The organism is Methylobacterium sp. 190mf (genome assembly GCF_900107945.1).
Classification (GTDB): Bacteria; Pseudomonadota; Alphaproteobacteria; order Rhizobiales; family Beijerinckiaceae; genus Methylobacterium.
The window spans coordinates 274,146-295,442 of the sequence record NZ_FNVI01000004.1 but is presented as its reverse complement, the minus strand read 5'-3'; the positions used below and the strand labels follow the sequence as shown (position 1 = coordinate 295,442).

Sequence of the window (21,297 nt, the reverse complement as noted above, 5' to 3'; positions counted from 1 at the left end):
GCGCCGGTCGTCCGGCGCCCGCGCGGGTCACGCCGCCAGCTGGCGGGCGCCGTGGCCGCCCTCTTGGATCTCCTCGACGATCTTCGCGCAGAACGCGTCGAGGTCGCCCGGATTGCGGCTCGTGACGATGCCGTGATCGGTCACGACGTCCTTGTCGTGCCAGCGGCCGCCGGCATTGATCACGTCGGTCCGGATCGAGCTGAACGAGGTCAGGTCGCGGCCCTTGGCCGCGCCGGTCTCGATCAGCAGCCACGGGGCGTGGCAGATCGCGGCCACGACCTTGCCGGAGGTCAGGAAGCTCCTGATCAGGGCGAGGGCCTGGGGCTCGAGCCGGAGCTTGTCCGGGTTGATCTGGCCGCCCGGGAGAACGAGGGCGTCGTAGGATGCCGGGTCGACTTGCTCCAGGTCGGCGTCGACCGCGACTTCCCGGCCCCAGTCGGTCTTGTCCCAGCCGCGGATCGTGCCCTTGCTCTGGCGCGACTGCGGGGCGGCGACGGTCACCGCGGCGCCGGCCTCGGCCAGCTTGGCCTGCGGGACGGTCAACTCGCTCTCCTCGAAACCGTCGGTGGCGAGGATCAGGATCTCGGCTTGGCGGATGTCGGGCATGGCGGTCTCCGGTCGGGGGATCTGCCCGGCTAACGGAGGCTCGTGCCGCCCGTTCCCGCGGCCCTCCGCCGCCCGGCCGCGTCCGGGAGCGGACCCCGGACCGGTGATCGGAACCCCCGGGGAAGGCGGCCCGTTGGTCCCCATCCCAACCATCAGGAGTCGCGTCATGGCCAATCCCGGCCTTCCCGAGCCCACGCCCGGCGACCTGCCGCCGCCCCCACCGATGCCCGAAGAGGAGCCCGATATCGGCCCGACCGGCCCGCGCACGCCCTATCCGGTGAACGATCCGGGGATCGGCGAACCCGGCGGTCCGGGCTCCGAGCCGGACATCTTCCCCGGCACGCCGACGGATCCCGGGACGCGCATGTGACGGCGCCCGCGACGGCCGAGCGCCCGGCCGTCAGTGACCGCCGTGCGAGGTCCGCACGTCGCGCGGGGCATTGAGGATCTCGGAGAGGCTCGTCACGACGTGGCGGGCCTCTTCGTCCGTCAGGCGGAGCTGGAACGGCGGCAGAGCGCCGGCCTGCAGGGCGACCACCGCCTGGCCCTCGTCGTCGGTACCGACCTCGATGGCCGACGACGTCACGTCGAGCATGGCGACCTCCTCGTCGCCCATCTCGTCGGCCATGTCGGGCTCGTCCGTATCTTCGATCGCCGTGAGGAGTTGCCCGACGGCGCGCACCAGCGCCCGGGCGGCGCGGGCATCCATCACCACCGCCGTCGCCTGATCGTCCTTCTGGAAGGAGAGCTGGATGTTCGCACCGTCCAGCGAGACCGAGATGCCTGCCATGTATCGTCCAGAGCCACGCGCCTTAACTGCTTGAGCGCATTCCGTATATGCATCGTGAATGCCCGGAATCACAGGGGGCGGTGCCGCTCGGCCCCCTCCCGATCCCGGCCTGCGACGCAGATGATACGCCGCCCATGCCTTGTTGCGGCCGCAGCCTGCGCCTAAATACGTCCTCGGGGGGCTTATCCACCGAGGCTGACGCTGTTCAAGGTTCAGCGACTCGCGCCCCGCCGCACTGGCCAAATCCAGAAAGACCGTGGTGCATCACGCGGCCCTCGTGCCGCGCGGATGGCCTATGGACGAACGAGGTACACTACGTGAATACCGGCACTGTGAAGTGGTTCAATGAGACCAAGGGCTACGGTTTCATCCAGCCCGACGACGGCGGCAAGGACGTGTTCGTCCACATCTCGGCCGTCGAGCGCGCCGGGATGCGCAACCTGATCGAAGGCCAGCGGATCGCTTACGAGATCCTCACGGACAAGCGTAGCGGCAAGGACGCCGCCGGCAACCTGCAGGCGGCCTGACCGTCGCGGGTTCCGAGGCGCCTCCCGCGCCCTCAATGCGCCGACGTGTGCAACTGAGGATTGCGGGTGGCGCATGAAGCGGCCGCCAGACGCGGTTCCCCCTTCCGACGCTGCCTGCCCGGGCGAGACTGCCAGGGTTCCGGTCGCGTCGGAGGCAATATCCCAGAAACGACGCCGGGCGCAGCCAACGTCCGGTCCAGAAAAGAAAAGACAGTGATGTTATTCGAATACACACGGCGCCGCGGCGTCCGTTCCCCCGTCACCGATGCCCCGACCTTCCGAGTGGGCAAGCTGGCGCGGGCCATGACCGCGGACCAGACCGGGGCGGATCTCAGCGACCTGATCGACCGGTCCTACAACTACCACTCCCCGCGTGAGCTCCACTGGCATCTCGCCGAGCGTCTCGGGCTCGCGCCCGCCGCGGTGAAGATCCGCGAGACCGCGACGGCCTGAGGCCGCTCGCCGCGGACACGCGGGGCCTCGGCCTCAGCGGTCCCAGGCGGCGAGCACCGGGTCGCGCAGACCCAACGGCGCGGCGAGCAACTCGCCGTGCACCGGGTCAGCGCGATTGTACGGCGTCGCAGCCCCGGAGAAATCGCAGACCACGCCGCCCGCCTCGCGCAGAACGAGGTCGGCGGCGGCCAGGTCCCAGTCGCGGGCATTCCCGGAAATCATCCCGATATCGACCGTCCCGTCCGCCACGCGGGCGAGCCTCAGGGCGAGGGACGGGATCCGCGCGATCACCTCGAAATCCGGGTCCGCTCCGGCGCCCCGGGCCAGGCGGTCGAGCATCGGCTTCGGGCCGGTGACGCGGGCGCCGGGCAGGCTCTGCCTGGTATCGACGCGGATCGGTTCGCCGTTCCGCGTCGCGCCGCGCCCGCGCACGGCCTCGTAATCCGCGTCGCCCACCGGCGCGTGGACGAAGCCGATCAGCGGCTCGCCGCCCGACAGGAGCGCCACCGCGATCGACCAGTCCGGATGGCCCGACAGGAACGCCCGCGTCCCGTCGATCGGATCGACGATCCACACGAGGTCGTGGCCGAGGCGCGCCGGGTCGTCGGCGGTCTCCTCCGACAGCCATGCCGCCCGCGGCACGAGGGCGCTCAGACGCACCTTCAGGAAGGCATCGACCGCGACGTCCGCCTCGGTCACAGGCGAGCCGCCGGCCTTCGACCAGATGCGGGCCGAAGTCTGCCCGCCGAGCCTGAAGAACGGCCGCGCGATGTCGGCGGCCTCGCGCATCACGGCGCGCAACTCCGGCATCAGGGCGGATACGGCATCGTCGGTGAGAGGCTCTGGCATCGCGCTCCGCGTGGAATCCGTGCGGCCCGCGAGGGCCCCGCCGGCCCGCCCGTCCGACGGGCGGACGTCCGGGCCCGCTTGGGCTCACCCGGTCGGGCTGAGAAGACCCGGCGCGGAGGATCGCGCGCCCGGTCGCCCCGTTGTACGGCGGCGCCCGCAGCGCCACAAGGATGCTGGTTGATCGATCGATAACGACCGATCTGCGCAAGGAAATGTTGGGCATTCAAGGAAGCATTGAGCATTCCGCAAATGACAGCGCTGTCCAGATTCGCTTAACGACGGCTCTTAAGCGGTGCGGAGGAGTTCGGGTGCGATTTTGCTTGGCATAACGGACGGCCCGACAGGGGTCGCCACTTGCTCCAGGGACTCGGACCGATGAACACTTCCCCGGCCACGGACAAAAGCCACGCAGGACACCCGATGCACGGTGCCGACACCGCGCCCCGCTTCGTCGCTTCGCCGCTGCCGGTGATCGGCCGCACCCCCGGCGCGCGCCGGGCCGTCGGGATCGCGCTCGCCTACGCCACCGAGGACGCCGAGATCGTGGGCGCCGACCGGTTCAGCCTGATCCTCGTCGACGAAGAAGGCGACGTGCTGCAGCGCCTCGGCAGCTTCGAGGAGGACGATGTGGTCGCGTTGTGGCGCGACATCGCGGCGCGGGCGGGCCTCGTGCGGATGATCGTCCGGGAGGACGGCCTCCTCGTCCCGGTCTCCCAGCAGATCGGCCGGCTGATTCTCGGTCAGGTCCGCATCCGTCGCCGCCACGCCGGTCTCGGCCGCCGTCGCCCGCGCTTCCTGGCCCGCCGCAAGACCGGCCGGCTCCCCGCGCGCCCGCAGATCTTCCGCGGCGAGAACGAGATCATCGCCCGCACCTGAGGGCGCCGACGGCCCTTAGAACAAGTTGCGCAGCAGCGCGTCGGCGGTGAGGCCGACGAACAGGATCAGGCCCGCATCCCGGTTCGACCGGAACAGCGTGAGAGCCCCGCGCCCGTCGCGCTCGCGCAGCGACAGGACCTGCCAGGCGAGGTGCCCGGCGAAGGCGGCGACCCCCAGATACCCGACGAGCCCCGCTCCCGCCCCGCGCGCGGCCAGCACCACGAACAGAGCGGCCAGCGCGTAGCAGAGCCCGACGGCGAGCCGCACGTGCCGGCCGAACAGGCGGGCCGAGGAGCGGATCCCCGCGATCTCGTCGTCCTCGATATCCTGCACCGCGTAGATCGTGTCGTAGCCGATCACCCAGCACAGGGCGCCCGCGTAGAGCAGGAGCGCCGGCGGATCGAGGCGGGCGAACACCGCGGCCCAGCCCATCAGAGCCCCCCAGGCGAAGGCCAGTCCCAGGATCGCCTGCGGCAACGGCATGACCCGTTTCATGAACGGGTAGATCGCCACCGGCAGCAGCGAGCAGAGACCGATGATCACCGCCTCCGCGTTGAACTGCAGCAGGACGGCCAGCCCGATCAGGGCCTGAATCACCAGGAACAGGGCGGCGTGGCGCGGCCGCACCTGGCCCGAGGGCAGGGGGCGCAGGCGCGTGCGCTCGACCTGCGCGTCGAGGTCGCGGTCGGCGATGTCGTTGTAGGTCGAGCCCGCCCCGCGCATCGCCACGGCGCCGATCAGGAAGAGCAGGCAGTGCCAGGGGTCGGGAAAGGCCTGGTCCGCGGCAATCGCCGCCAGGGCGGCCGACCACCAGCAGGGCAGGAGGAGGAGCCACCAGCCGATCGGCCGGTCGATCCGGGCCAGGCGCAGGTACGGGCGCCAGGGCCGGGGCGCCCGCCGGTCGACCCAGTGCCCGGAGACCGCGTCGGCCGGCCGCCCGTCGTCAAACACCGTGCCGTTCATCGGTCGGATCTCCGGTCGTCCCGCACGTGAGTCCCCCGCCGCTGCCGAGGGGGGACCCGCGCCGGATCCGCGATCCTCTCAGACGATCTCAGAGAGCGCCCTGCGGCAGCTTGAAGCTTCCGGTCAAGCCCGGGCCGCCGAGCAGCCCGCCGCCGCCGCCGCCCGCCTGGGCCTGCGCCTGGGCGCGGGCCTGCGCCTCCATCTTGGTCGCCTGGGCGGCGACGCTGCAGATCTTGGTGCGGATGCCGCTGACCTTCACGTGGTCGGCCTTGAAGCCCTCGGCGAAGGAATCGGGGATCGAGCACCATTCCTTGTTGGCGGCGATCCACTTGATGCCCTCCGCGCCGTTGGACTGGAGCTTCCCGAACAGGGCGCAGGCCTCCTGCGGGGTCATCTTCTTCTTGGACTGCGACGCCGCATTGGCGCGGCCGACCAGAGCCTTGCGCTCGGCCAGGGTCTTCTGGATGGCACCGCATTCCGGTGCCGCGCTCTGCGCGAACGCCGCCGTGCCGAACAGGACGGTGCCGACCAGCACCGCCGCCCCCAGCTTCAGACTCCCCTTCGCCATTCCGCGACTCCCTCGACGCCCCTGCCGAATCCGCGAGCGGCCGGCTCTCTTCCGTTCCGTTGGGTTCGCCATAGGATTGTGGCGTCATTCGAGCGGCAAACCGGCTGCGCCATGCACCGGTGGACTGGCTGCCGAAAACCGGGGCTCGTAACCATTCGGCAACACTTTCGGTCGCGGTCCCCGCGTTGACAGGCCCGCCGGCCCGCGCGACCACGCCGCCATGCCGGCCTATGACTTCACCGCTCCGCGCCTCCACGTCGCGGCCGATCTCGCGGCGGGGGTGATTCTGCCCCTCGACCGGGCTCAGGCGAACTACCTGCTCAACGTGCTGCGCCGGGGGCCGGACGATCCGGTCCTGGTCTTCAACGGCCGCCACGGCGAGTGGCGCGCCCATCTGGTCCAGACCGGGCGCAAGGGCGCCGACCTGCACGTCGCCGCGCAGACGCGTCCGCAGCCCGCGCCCGCCGACCTTCACTACCTGTTCGCCCCGCTGAAGAGCGCGCGCCTCGACTATCTCGCGCAGAAGGCGGTGGAGATGGGGGCCGGAACGATCCGACCGGTCATCACCCGGTTCACGCAGGGCGATCGCGTCAACATGGACCGGCTGCGGGCCAACGCGGTCGAGGCCGCCGAGCAGTGCGGGATCCTGGCGATTCCCGATTGTCCGGAGCCCGAGCGCCTGCCGGCCGCTCTCGCGGGCCTCGCGCCCGGGCGGCTCCTCGTGTTCTGCGACGAGGACGCGCCCGTGCGCGACCCGGTGGCGGCCCTGCGGGCGGCCGGCGACCCGCTGCCGCCCCCTCCGCTCGCCGTGCTGGTCGGTCCCGAAGGCGGCTTCTCCGAGGAGGAGCGGGCGCTGATCCGGGCGCGGCCGAACACCGTGGCGCTCTCCCTGGGGCCGCGCATCCTGCGGGCCGACACCGCCGCCGTCGCCGTGCTGTCGCTGGTGCAGGCGGTGCTCGGCGACGCGCGCTGACGCGCGCCGCCCCGATCCATGTGTGCCCGCGCACATGGAAGGACCGCGCCGGTCGATTGTTTCCACGGATCAGACGTGAAGCGGCGCGCCGGTCGAGACCGCCGCGTTGTGGGTTCACGGCGGCTCGATTATGTCCCGGATCGGACGCCGCCTGCGCCGCGTGCTCATCGGGGTCGGGGGCGGGTGTCCGCCCGGATCCCGCTCGCGAGAGCGGGTTTGTACCGGGTGGATCCGCCGGAGCAGTCCGGCGCGCCCGTTCCCAGGCACACGTCAGACGCACGGGCAGGCAGCGCATGGCGCGCGACAGCAACGACACCACGCCGCTCACCACGCGCGCCGAACTGATCGAATGGTTCGCGGCGGGCGAGAAGCCGCGCGCGCGCTTCGCGATCGGCACCGAGCACGAGAAGATCCCGTTCTATCGGGAGACCCGGGCGCCGGTTCCCTACGAGGGTGACCGCGGCATCCGGGCGCTCCTGGAGGGGCTCGCCCGCGAGACCGGCTGGGAGCCGATCCTCGATCTCGGCAACATCATCGGCCTGTCGGCGGAGGCGGGCGGCGCGATCTCGATCGAGCCCGGCGGCCAGTTCGAGCTGTCGGGCGCGGCGCTCCCCGACGTGCACGCCACGGCGGCGGAACTCGCCACGCACCTCGCCGCGGCGAAGCGGGTGGCCGATCCCCTGGGCATCGGCTTCCTGACGCTGGGCATGAGCCCGAAATGGCGCCGGGACGAGACCCCGGTCATGCCCAAGAGCCGCTACCGGATCATGGCCGGCTACATGCCGAAGGTCGGGTCCCTCGGTCTCGACATGATGCTGCGCACCGCCACCGTGCAGGTGAATCTCGACTTCGCCTCCGAGGCCGACATGGTGCGCAAGATGCGCGCGTCCCTGGCGCTGCAGCCGGTCGCGACCGCGCTCTTCGCCAACTCGCCCTTCACCGACGGCCGGCCGAACGGCTTCCTGTCGCGCCGGTCCGAGATCTGGCGCGACACGGACGCCCACCGGACCGGAATGCTGCCCTTCGCCTTCGACGCGGGGTTCGGCTACGAGGCCTATGTCGACTGGCTGCTCGACATGCCGATGTACTTCGTCAAGCGGGGCGACACCTACCACGACGTGTCGGGCGCCTCGTTCCGCGACCTGATGGCCGGCAAGCTCCCCCAGCTGCCGGGCGAGTTCGCCACGGTCTCGGACTGGGCCAACCACGCCTCCACGGCCTTCCCCGAGGTGCGGCTCAAGCGCTTCCTGGAGATGCGAGGCGCCGATGTCGGCGGCCCCGGCATGATCGCCGCCCAGGCCGCCTTCTGGACCGGTCTCCTCTACGACGACGCGGCCCTCGACGCGGCCCTCGACCTCGTGAAGGGGTGGAGCCTCGCCAACCGCGAGGCCGCCCGCGCCACGGCGCCGCGGCTGGGGCTCGCGACGCCGGTGGCCAATACCACGCTCGGGGCCGTCGCCGCCGAGGCCCTGGCGATCGCCCGCGCGGGCCTCCGGGCGCGGGGCCGCCGCGACGCCGAGGGCCGGGACGAGGTGATCTACCTGCAGCCGCTCGAGGCCGTCGTCGCGGCCGGGCGGACGCGGGCCGAGGATCTCCTCGCCGACTACGAGGGGCGCTGGGGCGCCTGCGTGCGTCCGGCCTTCACGGAATGCGTCTTCTAGCATCCGGCTGAGCGGCTCACGCCGCCCGCGCGAATCGCCGTTGGAACGTGCTAATGGAACGTTCCGACATGGCGCGACGCCCGGGGAGAGGCCGAATCATGACCCGCATCATCTCCGTCATCCTCGCCGGGATGGTTTCCGTTCCGGCGGCCGTGAGCACGGCGCGGGCGGCCGACCTGGCGCCGTTCCAGGGCTCAGGTCCGACGCCGGGTCGCTGGCACACCGGAGCCGGCGGCCGCATCGCCGGCACCGTGGCCGCGCGGGGGCGGCCGCAGTACAGCTACTACGGCGAGTACGGCTATCCCGCGCCGTTCGGCTACGGTTACGCCTACGCGCCGGTCCCGAGCCGCGGCTTCGAGTACGGCTACAACGGTCCCTGCTATGTCTGGACGGCGCCGGACAGCTATTCCGGACCCGCCTTCGGCTATCACGTGTGGTGAGGACGCCGCTGGCGCCGGGGCGCGGCGGTGCCTAAGACCGCCGGGCCGGCATCCGCGCCGGTTCGGGAGCTTCCGGCGTGCGGGACGAGGATCCGGACTGCGTCGACCTCAACCTGAGCGGCCTGAAATGTCCGCTCCCGGTCCTGCACACCCGGAAGGCGCTGCGCGGCCTCGCTGCCGGCCGGACGCTGGTGGTGACCTGCACCGACCCCTTGGCCGCCCTCGACATCCCCAACCTCGTGCGCGAGGAGGGCGCCCGCCTCGACGCCGCCGAGCGCCTGGACGGGCCGCCCGCGGGGCGCCTGCGCTTCCGCATCACCGTGTCCGCAAGGCCGCCGCATTCCTGAACGATCCGTCGGGCTCCAGGAGCAGGGCGAGATCGGAATGGCACCACGGATCGGGGGCGTGCGCCTCGTACATGACGGTTGGGCGCGCTACCTCGTCGCCGAGGTGATGCAGGAGGACGGGAGCCGCATCACCCGGGAGATGGAGGATCACGGCCGGGCGGTCGCGGTGCTCCCCTACGATCCGGAGCGGCGGGTCGCCACGCTCGTCTCGCAGTTCCGGGCGCCGGTCCTCTACTCGGGCGGGCCGCCGAGCCACATCGAGGTGCCGGCCGGCCTCCTCGACGAGGGCGCCTCCGAGGACGAGGCGCGGCGCGAGGCGATGGAGGAGACGGGCCTGCGCCTCAGCGCCCTCGACTTCGTCGCCAGCGCCTGGTCGATGCCGGGGATCTCCACGGAGCGGATGGACCTGTTCCTCGCCGCCTACGGCGAGGCCGACCGGACCGGCACCGGCGGCGGTCTCGCCGCCGAGGGCGAGGCCGTGGCGGTCCACGAGATCCCGCTGCCGGAGCTGGCCGCCATGGGCCGCCGCGGCGCGATCACCGACATGAAGTCGCTGACGCTGCTCTTCGCGCTCCAATTGCGGCGGCCGGACCTGTTCGCGGAGCGGCGCTGAGGTCAGCCGGCGCGCCGCCGGAACTGGTCGCGCGCGGCGAGGCCGATGAAGCGCCACGACTTGATGAAGTAGCGCCGGAACAGCCGGCGCGGCGCCTGCAGGAACCGGTAGATCCACTCGAGGCCGAGGCGCTGCATCAGCCGCGGGGCGCGCGGCAGGAACCCGGCGGCGACGTTGAGGGCGTCGCCGACGCAGAAGACCACCGGCTCGCCGAGCGTCTGGCCGTGGCGATCCACCCAGATCTCGGATTTGGGCGCGCCGACGCCCATCACCAGCAGCGTCGTCCCGTGGGCGCGGATCCGCTCCGCCAGGGCGCGGCTGTAGGCCGCGTCGTGCTCGAAGCCGAAGGGTGGCACGGCGCTCGTCACGGCGCCGGGCGGAAGGCCCGCTGCCTGCAGCCGGGTCGCCAGCGCGTCCGCCGCGTCCTGTCGGGCGGAGACGAAGAAGACCCGCCGCGCGAAGGCCGGCGGGTCGGCCAGGACGCAGCCCAGGAGGTCGTGGCCGGTGATCCGGTGAACGGGCTGGCCGCACGCCTTCCGGGCCAGCCAGACCAGCGGCATCCCGTCGAGGGTCCGGGCCGCGGCGCGCGCGTAGGCCTCGCGGAACGGCGCGTTCTCGCTGAGCTGGACGATGTGATCGACGTTCGCCGTCACGATCATGCGCGGGCGGCCGTCACGCCGGGCCGCGACGTCGGCCACGAGGGTCGCGGCGGGACCGGTGTGAAACCGGTAGCCGAAGAGTTCGACGGTCGCGCCCGTCTGCGGCGATCCGGACGCCGCGGGGGCCGGGGCGCTCACCGTGTGTGCCTCCCCGAGGACCGGATCCATAGCGCCCAGGTAGAGGCTGATCTCGCCGATGTCACGCATCGGCGGCCCGGAAGCTCGCGGCCGGCCGGGTGGCGGCGCGCAGGCTGCGGCGACGGTCGCTGTCGGCGCCGAGCAGCAGGGCGATGCCGCCGCCGAGCAGCAGGCCGAGGACGAGCGCCACCGGCAGGACGATCTTGGGGGAGGGCGGGAAGGTCCGCTGGCGCGCCGGGACCGCGGCCGAGATGATCCGGACGTTGGTGGTGTTGAGCCGCTCCTGCTCGCTCGCCTCGCGGGCGCGCTTCAGATAGGCCTCGTAGATGCCGCGGCGGGCGTCGAGGGTCCGCTCCAGCTCGCGCAGGCCGACATAGGCCCGGTCGCTGGACGCGGTCTCGTTCTTCACCCGGTCGAGATTGGCCCGGATCGCGGCCTCGCTCGCGGCGGCGCGGTCGTAATCCTTCTGGGTCGTCTCGATGATCCGCTCCTTCTCGCGCTGGATCAGGCGCTGCAGGTCGCGCTGCTGGGCGTACTGCTCGGCCATGGCCGGGTGGCGCTCGCCGAGGCGGGTGGCGAGCTCCGCGGTGTTGCGGGACAGCGTGGCGTATTGCTGCCGCAGGGCCTGCATCTCCAGACTCTGCAGCATTTCGGGAAGGGCGGTGCTGGGATCCGACGAGCGCATCCGGCGCGCCTGATCGAGGCGCGACTTGGCCTCCGCGGTCTTGATGGAGGCGGTGACGAGCTGCTGGTTCAGGTCGCCGAGCTGCTGGTCGGTGAGCAGGCGGCCGCTGGCGGCCACGAGCTTGTGATCCTCGCGGTAGCGCACCACGGCGCTCTCGGCCTGCTCGACGTCGCGCTTGAGGCTGTTGAGCCGCCCCGCCAGGGCGTCGGAGGCGCGCCGTGCGGTCTCGGTCCGGGCCGCGGCCTCCTCGGCGAAGTAGGCGTCGCCGACGGCGTTGGCGATGCGGGCGGCCTTCTCGGGATCGCGCGACTGAACGGAGACGTCGATCACGAAGGTCCGCTCGGCCCGCCGGACTGTGAGCCGGTTCTGCAGCGTGTCGAGGGCCGTGAAGACCGGGTCGCGGCTCGCCGGCGGGGGCAGCATGCCCAGCGCGCCCTTGATCCAGGTGAGGGTCGGGTTGTTGCCGTCCGGCAGCACGAACTCGTCGTCCTGGTCGAGGTGGAGCTTGGCGATCACCCGGCGCAGGACGCTGTCGGACTGGATCACCCGCACCTGGCTCTCGGCGATCGACACGCCGCTGTCGGCCTGGGGCTGGCGCGCGTTCACGTCGTTCTCGACGACGCGCAGGTCGCTCGGATCCACTAGGATCTGGATGCTCGACGTGTAGCGGGGCGGGATCAGGCCGAGGAGCGCCACCGCGACGGCGACCATGAACAGGCCGCCCAGCACGATGAAGCCGCTGCCGCGCCACAGCCGCCGCAGGATCACGCGGCCGTCCGTCGGCGGCGCGACCTGCGGCAGCACCATCCGCACGGGCCGTTCGCCGCTCATCCGCGTCGAGAAGTCGAACATACGCCTCGCTCCCTGACCTGCCTCGGCGGAGACCGCCGCCCGTCACCCGCCCCGTCGCCCGTTCCCTTTCTGACCAGCTCCGTGCCGATCTGGAACAGGTGCCCGCCCGAGGCGCTGCCTTCTTCGGGAGCCCAGCAATCAACATACCGGACCAGTAGTGTCGCCCCGATGCGGCACTTGCTTCAGGAAGCTGGCAGATATCGCTTACAGATGCAGTCCTGACTGTCACGACAATCGGGCGTGAAAAGTTCCCGATTTGTTGGGGACTACGCAGGCCGCCTCAGGCGGTGCCCGCGTGTGCGACAATTGACTCCAGCGCATCGTAAGCCGCGGGATCGCCGGCCAGGAAGCGCCGGAAGCGCGCGCCGTCCTCGGCCGCGATCGCGTTCCAGCGCGCGACGTTGGCCCGACTCATTCCGGCGGCGCGGGCCAGGGCGCCGTCGCGGATCCAGCCGGCGAGGGCGCCCGCGGCCGCGTCGGGCTCCTCCGGCCGGATCAGCAGGGCCGACGCCCCCAGGACCTCCCGGAACACCGGGTCGTCCGGCGCCACCACCGGAAGGCCGCCGTGCTGCACCTCCAGCAGCGGCAGGCCGAGCCCCTCCGCCTTGGAGGTGGAGACCAGCAGGTGGCACGACCCCGCGAGGGCGCGCAGCTCGGCGTCGGCGAGGTACCCGTGGCGGTGCAGGAACGGCGGCGGTGCGTCCAGGAAGGCGTGCTGTCCCCAGCCGACCCGGCCGACGAGGTGGAGCTCCGCCGGGATACCGGCACGGATGAGCGCCGCCGTCAGCGCGAGGGTCGCCGGATAGTTCTTGCGCGGCTCGATGGTGCCGATGGCGAGGATGCGCAGCGGCCGGCCCGGCGCGTAGGCAGCCGGTCCCGGCAGGTGCGCGAGCCCGAAGGCGTCGCGGACGGGGGGGCGCAGCAGGGCGACGCGGGCGCGTCGGGCGCAGAGCGCGCGCACGTCCGCCCCGGTGGTGCGGCTGTTAACGAACAGGTTCGGGCACCAGCGCAGGGCCAGGGCGAAGCTGGGGCTCATGTAGAGCCGGCTGCGCAGGCTCAGATCCTCCGTCCGCGTGAGCAGGAAGGTGTCGTGGACGTAGAGCAGGCAGCGCGACGCCGCGACGGCGCAGAGCGGCCCGGGCGGGAAGCCCGGGAACAGGAACAGGGCGTCCCGATCCATCAGCGCCCGCGCCGGCAGGCCGAGCTGCTGCGCGGCGACCATGCCGGGCAGGGAGCCCGCGGTCACCGGCCGCACCGCGTGCGGGGCGAGCCGGTCCGGGGCGAACAGGTCGAGGGTGACTCGCTCGATCCCCGTCACGTGGGCGCGCAGATGGGTCTGATCGAGGTAGATCCGTCGCCGAGTCGGCGCCGCCCGCGCGCCGCCCGCATTGTCGCCGGCCCTGTCGCCGCGGGCCGTCACGTCTGGCTCCGGCGCAGCGCGCCGGCGAGGTAGAGGCACCGGCGCACGAGGAGCGGCATCCGACGCCCGAAGACCATCTGCTTGGCCCGCCGCAGCCGGCGCACGAGCGGGCGCGAGATCGCCGGGACGGTGCCGGCCGCGCCCGCCCGCAGGTCCGCCGCGAAGGGGAAGTGCCCGAGCATCCCGGGGGCGAAGCGCGGGCCCGTCGGGGCGCTCGGCAGACCGTGACGCCGGAAGACCGCGTCCAGCGACAGCGCGGAGGCGGCCGGGCTGTAGCGGCTCTCCAGGGCGATGCGCGCGAAGGCGCCGAGCCGCGCGCGCGCCTCGCTGTCGCCGACCAGCGCCGCCAGCGCCTCGGCGAGGGCGCCCGGCCGCACCGGTACGAGGCGGCCCGACACGCCGTCGATCACGGCCGAGGTCAGGCCGGAGGTGCGGTAGGCGAGCGTCGGCACCCCGCACAGGCCGGCCTCGATCGGCGTCTGCCCGAGGGTCTCGTGACGGCTGGCGGTGACGTGGAGGTCGCAGGCCCCGTACCACGCGGCCAGGAGCGCCTCGTCGGCGATGAGGCCGGGCGCGTACAGGTTCGCGACGCCGAGCCGGGCCGGGTCGTCGAGCCGGCCGACCGCCACCACGCCGACGCCCGGGCCCGCCACGGCCTGGAGCGCGGCCCGGAGATCGGCGAAGCCCTTGTCGGGCCCGTCGACGATGACCGAGGAGACGAGGATCAGGACGTCGTCGGCCGGCAGGCCGAGCGTGCCGCGCAGCGCCGCGCGATCGCCGGGCCGGAACACGGCGGTCGGGAAGGCCAGCCGCACGGGCTCGATCACGCTGCCGGGCGGGGCGAGTTCGCGCGCCCGCGCCAGCGTCCAGTCGGAATTGGCCAGCAGCCAGGGCGCGGAGGGTCGCGTCGGGGATCCGGGCGCGGCGCCTGCGAGCACCGCGCGCTTGCGCTCGTGCATCCCGGCGATCCGGCCGGGCGCCAGCTCCGGGTACTCGTCCGGGCCGGGGCAGGCGGCGTCGCAGCCGGAGGCGGCGCGCCCGCAGTCGCGGGGGTGGGCGCACCGGCCCGTCAGGGGGAAGAGGTCGTGCAGCACGAGGCCGACCGGACCGCGCCGCGCCAGGCGGCCGACGACGTCGAGGCTGCGGGTGGCGCCGTGCAGGTTGCCGGCGAGGACGAGATCGGGGGCGGCCGCCGCGACCGCGGCCTCCGCCTGCGGGAAGTCGTCGCGCCACTCGGCGGCCTCCGGGCGTCCGCTCAGCGTCACCTCCGCGACCCGGTGGCCCGCGAGCGTCAGCGCCTCGGCGAGGCGGCGCTGGGCCACGCCCGCGCCCCCGCGGGTTCCGGTCCCGGTCAGCGACACGATCGACAGGCCGGCGGCGGGCGGGGGCGGCGGCGCGTCGAGCCTGTGGAGCAGGATCGGGCGGCCGATCAGGCTCCGCCGATCGGCGGGGATCGCCGACCAGGCGGAGGCGGCGTCGAGCGTCCCGTCGGCGTCGAGGATCGCGTGCGCGAGGGCGTCCCGCCGCCAGAGGATCCCGCCGTCCGCGGCCCCGGGGCCGTCGAGGCCGCGGACGGCGTCGTCGAACAGGACGCGCAGCCCCGCCACCGCGTCGGCGCCGGTGAGCGCGGCCTCCAGCGCCAGGGCGGTCAGCGCACCGGGCGCGAGCAGGTCGCCGGCGCGGAGCCAGAACAGGTGCTCCGGATCGGGAACCGACAGGATGCGCGCCGCCGCGGCGCGGCCGGCCGCCGGGTCGAGCAGGTCGTGCCGCAGTTCCGGGTAGCCCTGGCGCAGGACCGACGCGACGGTCTCGGCGAGCGCGGCACCCGCGCCGGCCACCGTGACGACGCGGATCCGCGGCCACGGACGCCCGTCGGGGAGCGACGCGGGACGGGCCGGCGCGCCGGCGCTGCGCCCGAACGGCCAGCCGGCGACGCCGTGGGCGGGCGGTGACATGTCTGCGGCGTCGGTCACGGCGGCTCTGGCGGCGGCTCGGGTCTCGTGCGGGGCGGCAGAGTGGACGGGAAGGTTGAAGATTGCCTCTCGGGGCGGGCGGCCCGTCAGGCCGACACGCGGATCCGCGCCGGGCCGGCCTCGATCCGGCCGATCCGGGCCGCCGCCGGGTAGCCGGCCGCCCGGATGCGCGCCAGGATCGCGTCGGCCCGGTCGGCCGAGCAGGTCACCAGCAGCCCGCCCGAGGTCTGCGGATCGGTCAGGAGATGGCGGCGCCACTCGGGGAAGTCGGCCGGCAGGTCCACGGCCTCGCCGAACGCCGCCCAGTTGCGGTGCGAGGCGCCGGTGACCGCGCCCGCGCGCGCCAGCGCCTCCGCCTGCGGCAGCAGGGGAAGGGCGTCGGCCTCGAGGGTGAGCGTGAGGCCGGCGCCGCGGGCGATCTCCAGGCCGTGCCCCAGGATGCCGAATCCGGTCACGTCGGTCAGGGCGTGCACGGCGGGCTCGGCGGCGAGATCGGTCCCGATCCGGTTGAGCAGCGTCGTGGTCGCGATGAAGTCGCGGTAGCCGGCCTCGTCGAGGGTCGCCCGCTTGATCGCCGCCGAGTAGACCCCGACCCCGAGGGCCTTGGTGAGCAGGACGGCGTCCCCGGCCACCGCGTCGGCGTTGCGCCGCACCGCCTCGCGGCGGCAGGTCCCGATCACCGCCAGACCGTAGATCGGCTCCGGTGCGTCGATCGAGTGGCCGCCCGCCACCGGGATGCCGGCCGCAGCGCATTGCTCCGCGCCGCCGCGCAGGATCCGCGCGACCACCTCGGGGTCGATCTTGCCGAGCGGCATCCCGAGGATCGCCAGCGCGAACAGCGGCCGGCCGCCCATGGCGTAGACGTCCGAGATGGCGTTCGTCGCGGCGATCCGGCCGAAATCGACGGGGTCGTCCACCATCGGGGTGAAGAAGTCCGTGGTGGCGATGAGGCAGGTGCCGTCCTCCAGTTCCCACACCGCCGCGTCGTCCGCGGTCTCGTTGCCGACGAGGAGCCGCTCGAACGGGCCCGCCGCCGGCTGCTGGGCGAGGAGCTGGCGCAGGGTGGCCGGATCGAGCTTGCAGCCGCAGCCGCCGCCGTGGGCGAGACTGGTCAGGCGGGGGGCATCGCTCATGGCCGAACTCCGTTCCGGATAACCTGGGGTCTTCGCGGGGTCTTCGCCGGGTCTTCGCGGAGTCAGTAGCGCGTCGTCACCGCGTTGAGCCAGTCCGGCGAGGCCGCGACGGCCGCGGCCTCGACCCGCTTGTCGAGGCCCGTCAGCACCAGCAGCCCGAGCACGACCATCACGGCGCCGAGCGCGGCCTTCGCGGCCCGGCCGGCCGCAGCGAGGCCGCCGCGCCAGCGCAGCAGCGCCTCGCGGGAGACGAGGCCCAGGAGCATCAGCGGGGCCGCGGCGCCGATCCCGAAGGCCAGCATGGTCAAGGCGACGCCCCCGAGATGCTCGCCCCGCGCCGCCATGAGCGAGGCCGCCCCCAGGGTCGGTCCCACGCAGGGGCTCCAGGCCGCGCCGAGCAGCAGGCCCACGGCGAACTGGCCGGGCAATCCCCCGGAGCCGACGCCGCCGAAGTGGTCCTCCGCCCAGGCGCCGACCGGGCCGGCCGCCGTCGCGACCCGGGCCTGGAGCCGCGGCAGCATCAGCACGACGCCCAGGAGCACCAGGAGCACCGCGCCGGCGCGCCGGAACACGTCGCCGTCGAGCCCGACGGTGAAGCCGATCGTCGCGACGAACAGCCCGATGGCCGTGAAGGCGATGGCGAGGCCGGCCGCCAGAGCCGCCGGACCCAGGCGATGCTCGGCCGCCGCCGTGCCGAGCACGATGGGGATCAGTGGCAGCACGCAGGGCGAGAGCACCGAGAGCAGGCCGGCCAGGAACGCGAACCCCACCGTTCCCAGCATGCCCCGTGCCCTCCCGCTGGCGCCTCGCCCGACGAGGCTTCGACCCTGGCGCGCGGGCCGTCAACGCGCCAGGCGGACGCGGGCCGGCGGGAACAACGCGGCCGCGCGCCGCTTTCGGCGGCAGTCCGGCGGCGTTGCCGGGCGAGGCGCCGAGGAAGGCGCCGAGGAAGGCGCACAGGAAGGCGCTGAGGCGAGGCGGAGCGGACCGGTGACCATCTTCTTCACGGGCGACACGCATTTCGGCGACCCGCGCGCGCTGCGCTTCGATCACCGGCCCTACCCGGATCTCGAGGCCCACGATGCCGGCCTGATCGCGGCCTGGAACGCGACGGTCGCGCCCGGCGACACGGTCTGGCACCTCGGCGATTTCGCCCTCGGGCCGAGCGGTGACCGGATCCGCGCGATCCTCGCCGGACTGAACGGCGAGAAGCACCTGATCGTCGGAAACAACGACGGGCCGGACACGCTGACGGCGCCCGGCTGGGCGTCGGTCCGGCACTACGCGGAACTCGCCGTCGAGGGGCGGATGGTGGTGCTCTGCCACTACGCGTTCCGTACCTGGAACGGCATGAGCCGGGGCGCGCTGAACCTCCACGGCCACAGCCACGGCAAGCTCAAGCCGATGCCGAAGCAGTACGATGTCGGCGTCGATCCGATGGGTGCGGCCCCCGTGCCACTCTCCGCAATCCTGACCTCCCGACTGCGCCGGAAGCGGTGATTCGGGGCGGAACTTTCACGTCAGCTTCACTGTTTCAGCGGACAGAGAAGGAGTGGACCTGAGCCGCTCCGAGAAGCCCGGCAGGACCGCCCGCGGATCTGCCATCACAAACCGTGTGTGAGTGTTCCCGTGAGTGCCAAGTTGGTCACTCTGACCCGCTGCCTCGCCAGCCTCCTGGCAGGCCTCGCCCTGACTTCCGCCGCGTCGGCCCTGCCGTCCTGCATCGAAGCCCAGCGCAAGGTCGACGAGGCGAACGCCCTGCGCTTCCAGGCGCGTCAGGAAGCCCGCCTGGGCAACCATGACCGCGTCTGCGACACGCTCGACGAGGTGGGCGACCGCTACGACGATGCCCGCGACGCGTTCGAGCGATGCGGAGAGGGCGTCGTGGCCATCGACCTCCGCAGCGAGCTGCGGGGTCTGCGGATCGCCAAGAAAATCAACCGCTGCGACTGACCGGGTGCGCGATCGCACCTCGGCCGTCCCGTTCCTGAAGCATCACCCCGATACGCGCGACGCTGGTCGCCGAGAAGGTTCTGCGCCGATGACCCCCGCCACGCTCTCGAACGACATCGAGCCCACCGTCACCCGCACCGGTCCGTCCTTCGCGGCCGCCCTGTGCGGTTTCGTCAGCACCACCGTCGCCACGACGATGCTGCTCATGCTGATCGGCACGTTCTGATTACGGTGCGACCGACCAGAATCTCTGGCGGTTGAACAGCATCTCCTGGGAGCCGATCTTCGGGGTCGGCTCCGTCCTCCGTCCGCAATCGGGCTCGGCCGGTTTCGTGACCGCCGCCAGGGTCGCCGGCGCCACCGGCACGAGGCCCAGTCGGGACTGCACTTCGGGTTGCCGTGCCGCCGCGATGGTCAGCACGCAGGCGATCAGGCCGCCGGCAACAGTTCCGAGAACGAAATTCAACATCGGGGTTGGGGTCCGGGGGCCGGTTCCTTTCGGCCGCACAGCGTCGTCGATAACCAACCCGGCGGCATCATGGCGGATGCGGCGCTCACGCGCTTTTAACTCCTGATCTGCGACAGCTACGCGCTAGCTTGCCTCAGTGGCAGGCCCGACGACGGGGCTGGACCGCCGATGAACTACGCCGCCAACGCCTACGCCAAGACCTCCCACAGCGCGCTGTCGCCCCGCGAAGCCGAATCCGCCGTGCTGCTCAAGGCGGCGCAGAAGCTGATCGGCGCCAGCCAGGGGCTCGCCAGCGGCGACGCCGGGCGCATCAACGAGGCCCTGTCGTTCAACCAGCGGGTCTGGACGCTGCTGACCTCCGAGGCGACGTCCGCGGAGAACCCGCTCCCCGCCGACGTGAAGCAGGGCGTCGGACGCCTGGGCGTGTTCGTGCTCCAGAGCTGCATCGACACGATGATCGCTCCCACGCCGGAGAAGATCGCCACGCTCGTGTCGATCAACAATCACATCGCCGCCGGCCTGCAGGGCAATCCCGGCTGAGGCCGCGTGCCGGTCAGCGAGCCGCCGCGGCGTCCGGCACCTCGGCCGGCGATTCGGCGCCGGCCGCCTCCCACTCGACGAGCTTGCGGCTCAGCTTGAGCGACCGGTAATACTCGCCGGCCTCCACCGCCTGGGCGATCGCGGCGATCTGCCCGGCGGCGGCCGGCGCGAGTCCCAGCAAGTCCGTGGCCTGCCGGAAGAACAGGTCGATGCCCTGCGTCGGGTCGTCGGCGAGGTAGATGACCGTCAGGGTCAGGTGGAGACGCTTGCAGGCCGTGTCGGCCTCGCTCTCCGTGATGATCTCGCTCTCGCGCAGGAACTTGCACTGCGTCTCGATCAGGAAGGTCGAGCGACGGTCGCCGTTGCGGAGCAGCGCGCCGTTGATGATCAACCGCTCGAACGGCTTGAGTTCCAGGCGCAGGGGCATCGGGTGTTCCTTTCTAGAAGACCCGGCGATCTCATTCGCGAACCGTTAACGTTTCGCGAATGTCGGACGGCGGCGCCGCCGTTGCCGCGGGTTGCCATGATGGTAAACTCAGACAAATTCCGGCCGGGCGAGCCACGTCGAGGAGGATCGATGACGGCGAAGGGCGATCAGCGCGCGCGGTATCCCAGCCTCGCCGGCAAGCGCGTCCTCGTGACCGGCGGTGCCTCGGGCATCGGCGAGGGGCTGGTGGAGGCCTTCGTCGGGCAGGGCGCCCGCGTCCTGTTCTTCGATATCGCCGACGACGCGGCCCGCGCCGTGGTGGCGCGCCTCGCGCCCGGCGCCGCGCACGCCCCGCTCTACCGGCGCTGCGACCTGACCGATATCGAGGCGGTCCGCGCGCTGGTGGCCGAGGCCGACACGGCCCTCGGCGGGCTCGACATCCTGATCAACAATGCCGGCAACGACGACCGCCACGCTCTCGCGGACGTGACGCCCGCCTACTGGGACGACCGGATGGCGGTGAATCTGCGCCACCTGTTCTTCGCGGCCCAGGCGGCGGTCCCACCCATGCGCCGCGCCGGCGGTGGCGTGATCCTCAATTTCGGATCGATCAGCTGGCATCTCGGGCTGACGGAGATGCCGCTCTACCAGACCGCCAAGGCGGCGATCGAGGGCATGACCCGGGCGCTCGCCCGCGACCTCGGCCGCGACAACATCCGGGTGGCGGCGATCGTGCCGGGCAACGTTCAGACGCCCCGCCAGGAGCGATGGTACTCGCCGGAGGGCGAGGCGGAGATCGTCGCCGCGCAGTGCCTGAACGGTCGGATCCAGCCGGCCGACGTCGCCGCGCTGGTCCTGTTCCTGGCCTCGGACGATGCCCGGATGTGTACGGCCCACGCGTACTTCATCGACGCGGGCTGGCGCTAGGACCGGCGCCGGGCAACCAAGCGGCCGGGCAAAAGATCGGCCGGGCGGAGGCGTCGACGGCGCTCCGGCCCGGCCCGCTTTCCTGCCTCAGTCGCAGGTCTCCTTCTTGACGGTCTTCGAGTCGCCCATGTCGTTCTCCTTGCGCACCGTCTTGGTGACGCAGCCGTCGCCGTGGTCGTGGACGGTCACGGACTTCGACTCGGAGGCCGGGCGGTCGACGACGACGGCCGGGCGGTCGCGCTCGATCACCGTGGTCTGGGCTTGCGCGGCGGCGCCGAGGCTCAACAGGGCGGCGGTCGCGAGCAAGGTCATGCGCATGCTGAAACTCCAATACCGATTTCGGTAGCGGATAACGGCAATGCCAGCTTGGGCGTTCCGCGGCGTGTCGCGTCCTGAGGCGGGCCGAACCCGTAGAGAACTTGGCTCGGCCCGCGCGCCGTTCGGCATGAGGTGCA

General features: G+C 72.6%; 28 protein-coding genes. 14 read left to right on the top strand and 14 right to left on the bottom strand.

Features of this window, described 5'->3' with window-relative positions; all coding sequences use genetic code 11:
• Positions 1-27: 27 nt before the first annotated feature.
• On the bottom strand, positions 28-606 hold the full coding sequence (locus C4T42_RS07045; protein WP_103984938.1) for a type 1 glutamine amidotransferase domain-containing protein: 579 nt from the start codon (positions 604-606) through the stop codon (positions 28-30).
• A gap of 166 nt (positions 607-772) precedes the next feature.
• On the opposite strand from C4T42_RS07045, the gene C4T42_RS07040 reads away from it, so the two are divergent.
• Positions 773-976, top strand: a complete 204-nt coding sequence (locus C4T42_RS07040) for a hypothetical protein (protein ID WP_020090674.1) — start codon at positions 773-775, stop codon at positions 974-976.
• 30 nt (positions 977-1,006) lie between these two features.
• Here C4T42_RS07040 and C4T42_RS07035 read toward each other — a convergent pair whose 3' ends face one another.
• Positions 1,007-1,396 (bottom strand): hypothetical protein, encoded by a 390-nt coding sequence (locus tag C4T42_RS07035; protein WP_103984937.1) that lies wholly within the window; start codon positions 1,394-1,396, stop codon positions 1,007-1,009.
• Between the two features lie 317 nt (positions 1,397-1,713).
• On the opposite strand from C4T42_RS07035, the gene C4T42_RS07030 reads away from it, so the two are divergent.
• Together C4T42_RS07030 and C4T42_RS07025 are read left to right on the top strand one after the other, a co-directional pair.
• On the top strand, positions 1,714-1,923 hold the full coding sequence (locus C4T42_RS07030; protein ID WP_012322269.1) for a cold-shock protein: 210 nt from the start codon (positions 1,714-1,716) through the stop codon (positions 1,921-1,923).
• Between the two features lie 216 nt (positions 1,924-2,139).
• Positions 2,140-2,376, top strand: a complete 237-nt coding sequence (locus tag C4T42_RS07025; protein ID WP_026604544.1) for a hypothetical protein — start codon at positions 2,140-2,142, stop codon at positions 2,374-2,376.
• A 33-nt stretch (positions 2,377-2,409) separates the two neighbouring features.
• Here the strand turns inward: C4T42_RS07025 and C4T42_RS07020 are convergent, their stop codons facing one another.
• The gene (locus C4T42_RS07020; protein ID WP_026604543.1) at positions 2,410-3,225 is read right to left on the bottom strand and encodes a 3'(2'),5'-bisphosphate nucleotidase CysQ; all 816 of its coding nucleotides are present in this window, start codon (positions 3,223-3,225) and stop codon (positions 2,410-2,412) included.
• Between the two features lie 420 nt (positions 3,226-3,645).
• Between C4T42_RS07020 and C4T42_RS07015 the strand changes: the two genes are divergently transcribed.
• The gene (locus C4T42_RS07015; RefSeq protein ID WP_020090670.1) at positions 3,646-4,101 is read left to right on the top strand and encodes a DUF6101 family protein; all 456 of its coding nucleotides are present in this window, start codon (positions 3,646-3,648) and stop codon (positions 4,099-4,101) included.
• A gap of 15 nt (positions 4,102-4,116) precedes the next feature.
• On the opposite strand, the gene ubiA is transcribed toward C4T42_RS07015, so the two are convergent.
• On the bottom strand, positions 4,117-5,064 hold the full coding sequence (gene ubiA / locus C4T42_RS07010) for a 4-hydroxybenzoate octaprenyltransferase (RefSeq protein ID WP_020090669.1): 948 nt from the start codon (positions 5,062-5,064) through the stop codon (positions 4,117-4,119).
• 88 nt (positions 5,065-5,152) lie between these two features.
• Positions 5,153-5,632: a hypothetical protein gene (locus tag C4T42_RS07005; protein ID WP_020090668.1), complete on the bottom strand. Its 480-nt coding sequence runs from the start codon at positions 5,630-5,632 to the stop codon at positions 5,153-5,155.
• Positions 5,633-5,852: 220 nt separating this feature from the next.
• Here C4T42_RS07005 and C4T42_RS07000 point away from each other — a divergent pair, with 220 nt between their 5' ends.
• The 5 genes from C4T42_RS07000 (at position 5,853) to C4T42_RS06980 (ending at position 9,666) form a co-directional block, all read left to right on the top strand.
• Positions 5,853-6,605 carry a 16S rRNA (uracil(1498)-N(3))-methyltransferase gene (locus C4T42_RS07000; protein ID WP_103984936.1) on the top strand — a complete coding sequence of 251 codons (753 nt, stop codon included), beginning with the start codon at positions 5,853-5,855 and terminating at the stop codon, positions 6,603-6,605.
• A 293-nt stretch (positions 6,606-6,898) separates the two neighbouring features.
• Positions 6,899-8,266: a glutamate--cysteine ligase gene (locus C4T42_RS06995; RefSeq protein ID WP_103984935.1), complete on the top strand. Its 1,368-nt coding sequence runs from the start codon at positions 6,899-6,901 to the stop codon at positions 8,264-8,266.
• 98 nt (positions 8,267-8,364) lie between these two features.
• Positions 8,365-8,706, top strand: a complete 342-nt coding sequence (locus C4T42_RS06990) for a hypothetical protein (protein ID WP_103984934.1) — start codon at positions 8,365-8,367, stop codon at positions 8,704-8,706.
• Between the two features lie 77 nt (positions 8,707-8,783).
• Positions 8,784-9,053, top strand: coding sequence for a sulfurtransferase TusA family protein (locus C4T42_RS06985; protein ID WP_103984933.1), 270 nt, complete (start codon positions 8,784-8,786; stop codon positions 9,051-9,053).
• Between the two features lie 37 nt (positions 9,054-9,090).
• Positions 9,091-9,666 (top strand): NUDIX hydrolase, encoded by a 576-nt coding sequence (locus C4T42_RS06980; RefSeq protein ID WP_026604542.1) that lies wholly within the window; start codon positions 9,091-9,093, stop codon positions 9,664-9,666.
• Positions 9,667-9,668: 2 nt separating this feature from the next.
• Here the strand turns inward: C4T42_RS06980 and C4T42_RS06975 are convergent, their stop codons facing one another.
• The 6 genes from C4T42_RS06975 to C4T42_RS06950 form a co-directional block, all read right to left on the bottom strand.
• Positions 9,669-10,532, bottom strand: a complete 864-nt coding sequence (locus C4T42_RS06975; RefSeq protein ID WP_103984932.1) for a WecB/TagA/CpsF family glycosyltransferase — start codon at positions 10,530-10,532, stop codon at positions 9,669-9,671.
• Complete coding sequence (locus tag C4T42_RS06970) at positions 10,525-12,000, bottom strand: GumC family protein (protein WP_020090661.1); 1,476 nt, start codon at positions 11,998-12,000, stop codon at positions 10,525-10,527. The genes C4T42_RS06975 and C4T42_RS06970 overlap by 8 nt, the downstream gene beginning before the upstream one ends.
• Positions 12,001-12,280: 280 nt before the next feature.
• The gene (locus tag C4T42_RS06965) at positions 12,281-13,420 is read right to left on the bottom strand and encodes a glycosyltransferase (RefSeq protein ID WP_103984931.1); all 1,140 of its coding nucleotides are present in this window, start codon (positions 13,418-13,420) and stop codon (positions 12,281-12,283) included.
• Positions 13,417-15,393, bottom strand: a complete 1,977-nt coding sequence (locus tag C4T42_RS06960) for a glycosyltransferase (RefSeq protein ID WP_234082050.1) — start codon at positions 15,391-15,393, stop codon at positions 13,417-13,419. The genes C4T42_RS06965 and C4T42_RS06960 overlap by 4 nt, the downstream gene beginning before the upstream one ends.
• An 86-nt stretch (positions 15,394-15,479) precedes the next feature.
• A complete protein-coding gene (gene selD, locus C4T42_RS06955) occupies positions 15,480-16,526 on the bottom strand; it encodes a selenide, water dikinase SelD (RefSeq protein ID WP_103984930.1) in 1,047 nt (348 codons plus the stop codon).
• A 62-nt stretch (positions 16,527-16,588) separates the two neighbouring features.
• Positions 16,589-17,308: a cytochrome c biogenesis protein CcdA gene (locus C4T42_RS06950; RefSeq protein ID WP_020090657.1), complete on the bottom strand. Its 720-nt coding sequence runs from the start codon at positions 17,306-17,308 to the stop codon at positions 16,589-16,591.
• A 208-nt stretch (positions 17,309-17,516) separates the two neighbouring features.
• On the opposite strand from C4T42_RS06950, the gene C4T42_RS06945 reads away from it, so the two are divergent.
• The 3 genes from C4T42_RS06945 to C4T42_RS31885 all read left to right on the top strand — a co-directional run bounded on the left by C4T42_RS06945 (position 17,517) and on the right by C4T42_RS31885 (position 18,705).
• Positions 17,517-18,026, top strand: a complete 510-nt coding sequence (locus tag C4T42_RS06945; protein ID WP_020090656.1) for a metallophosphoesterase — start codon at positions 17,517-17,519, stop codon at positions 18,024-18,026.
• A 129-nt stretch (positions 18,027-18,155) separates the two neighbouring features.
• On the top strand, positions 18,156-18,479 hold the full coding sequence (locus C4T42_RS06940; RefSeq protein ID WP_020090655.1) for a hypothetical protein: 324 nt from the start codon (positions 18,156-18,158) through the stop codon (positions 18,477-18,479).
• Between the two features lie 88 nt (positions 18,480-18,567).
• Positions 18,568-18,705, top strand: a complete 138-nt coding sequence (locus C4T42_RS31885; RefSeq protein ID WP_020090654.1) for a hypothetical protein — start codon at positions 18,568-18,570, stop codon at positions 18,703-18,705.
• On the opposite strand, the gene C4T42_RS06935 is transcribed toward C4T42_RS31885, so the two are convergent.
• Positions 18,706-18,948: a hypothetical protein gene (locus tag C4T42_RS06935; RefSeq protein WP_020090653.1), complete on the bottom strand. Its 243-nt coding sequence runs from the start codon at positions 18,946-18,948 to the stop codon at positions 18,706-18,708.
• Positions 18,949-19,116: 168 nt separating this feature from the next.
• Between C4T42_RS06935 and flaF the strand changes: the two genes are divergently transcribed.
• Positions 19,117-19,488, top strand: a complete 372-nt coding sequence (gene flaF, locus C4T42_RS06930; RefSeq protein ID WP_020090652.1) for a flagellar biosynthesis regulator FlaF — start codon at positions 19,117-19,119, stop codon at positions 19,486-19,488.
• A 13-nt stretch (positions 19,489-19,501) separates the two neighbouring features.
• Here flaF and C4T42_RS06925 read toward each other — a convergent pair whose 3' ends face one another.
• Positions 19,502-19,915, bottom strand: a complete 414-nt coding sequence (locus C4T42_RS06925; protein WP_056531717.1) for a flagellar biosynthesis repressor FlbT — start codon at positions 19,913-19,915, stop codon at positions 19,502-19,504.
• A 150-nt stretch (positions 19,916-20,065) separates the two neighbouring features.
• Between C4T42_RS06925 and C4T42_RS06920 the strand changes: the two genes are divergently transcribed.
• Positions 20,066-20,842: an SDR family oxidoreductase gene (locus C4T42_RS06920; RefSeq protein ID WP_020090650.1), complete on the top strand. Its 777-nt coding sequence runs from the start codon at positions 20,066-20,068 to the stop codon at positions 20,840-20,842.
• Between the two features lie 87 nt (positions 20,843-20,929).
• Here C4T42_RS06920 and C4T42_RS06915 read toward each other — a convergent pair whose 3' ends face one another.
• The gene (locus C4T42_RS06915) at positions 20,930-21,160 is read right to left on the bottom strand and encodes a hypothetical protein (protein ID WP_020090649.1); all 231 of its coding nucleotides are present in this window, start codon (positions 21,158-21,160) and stop codon (positions 20,930-20,932) included.
• Positions 21,161-21,297: the final 137 nt, after the last annotated feature.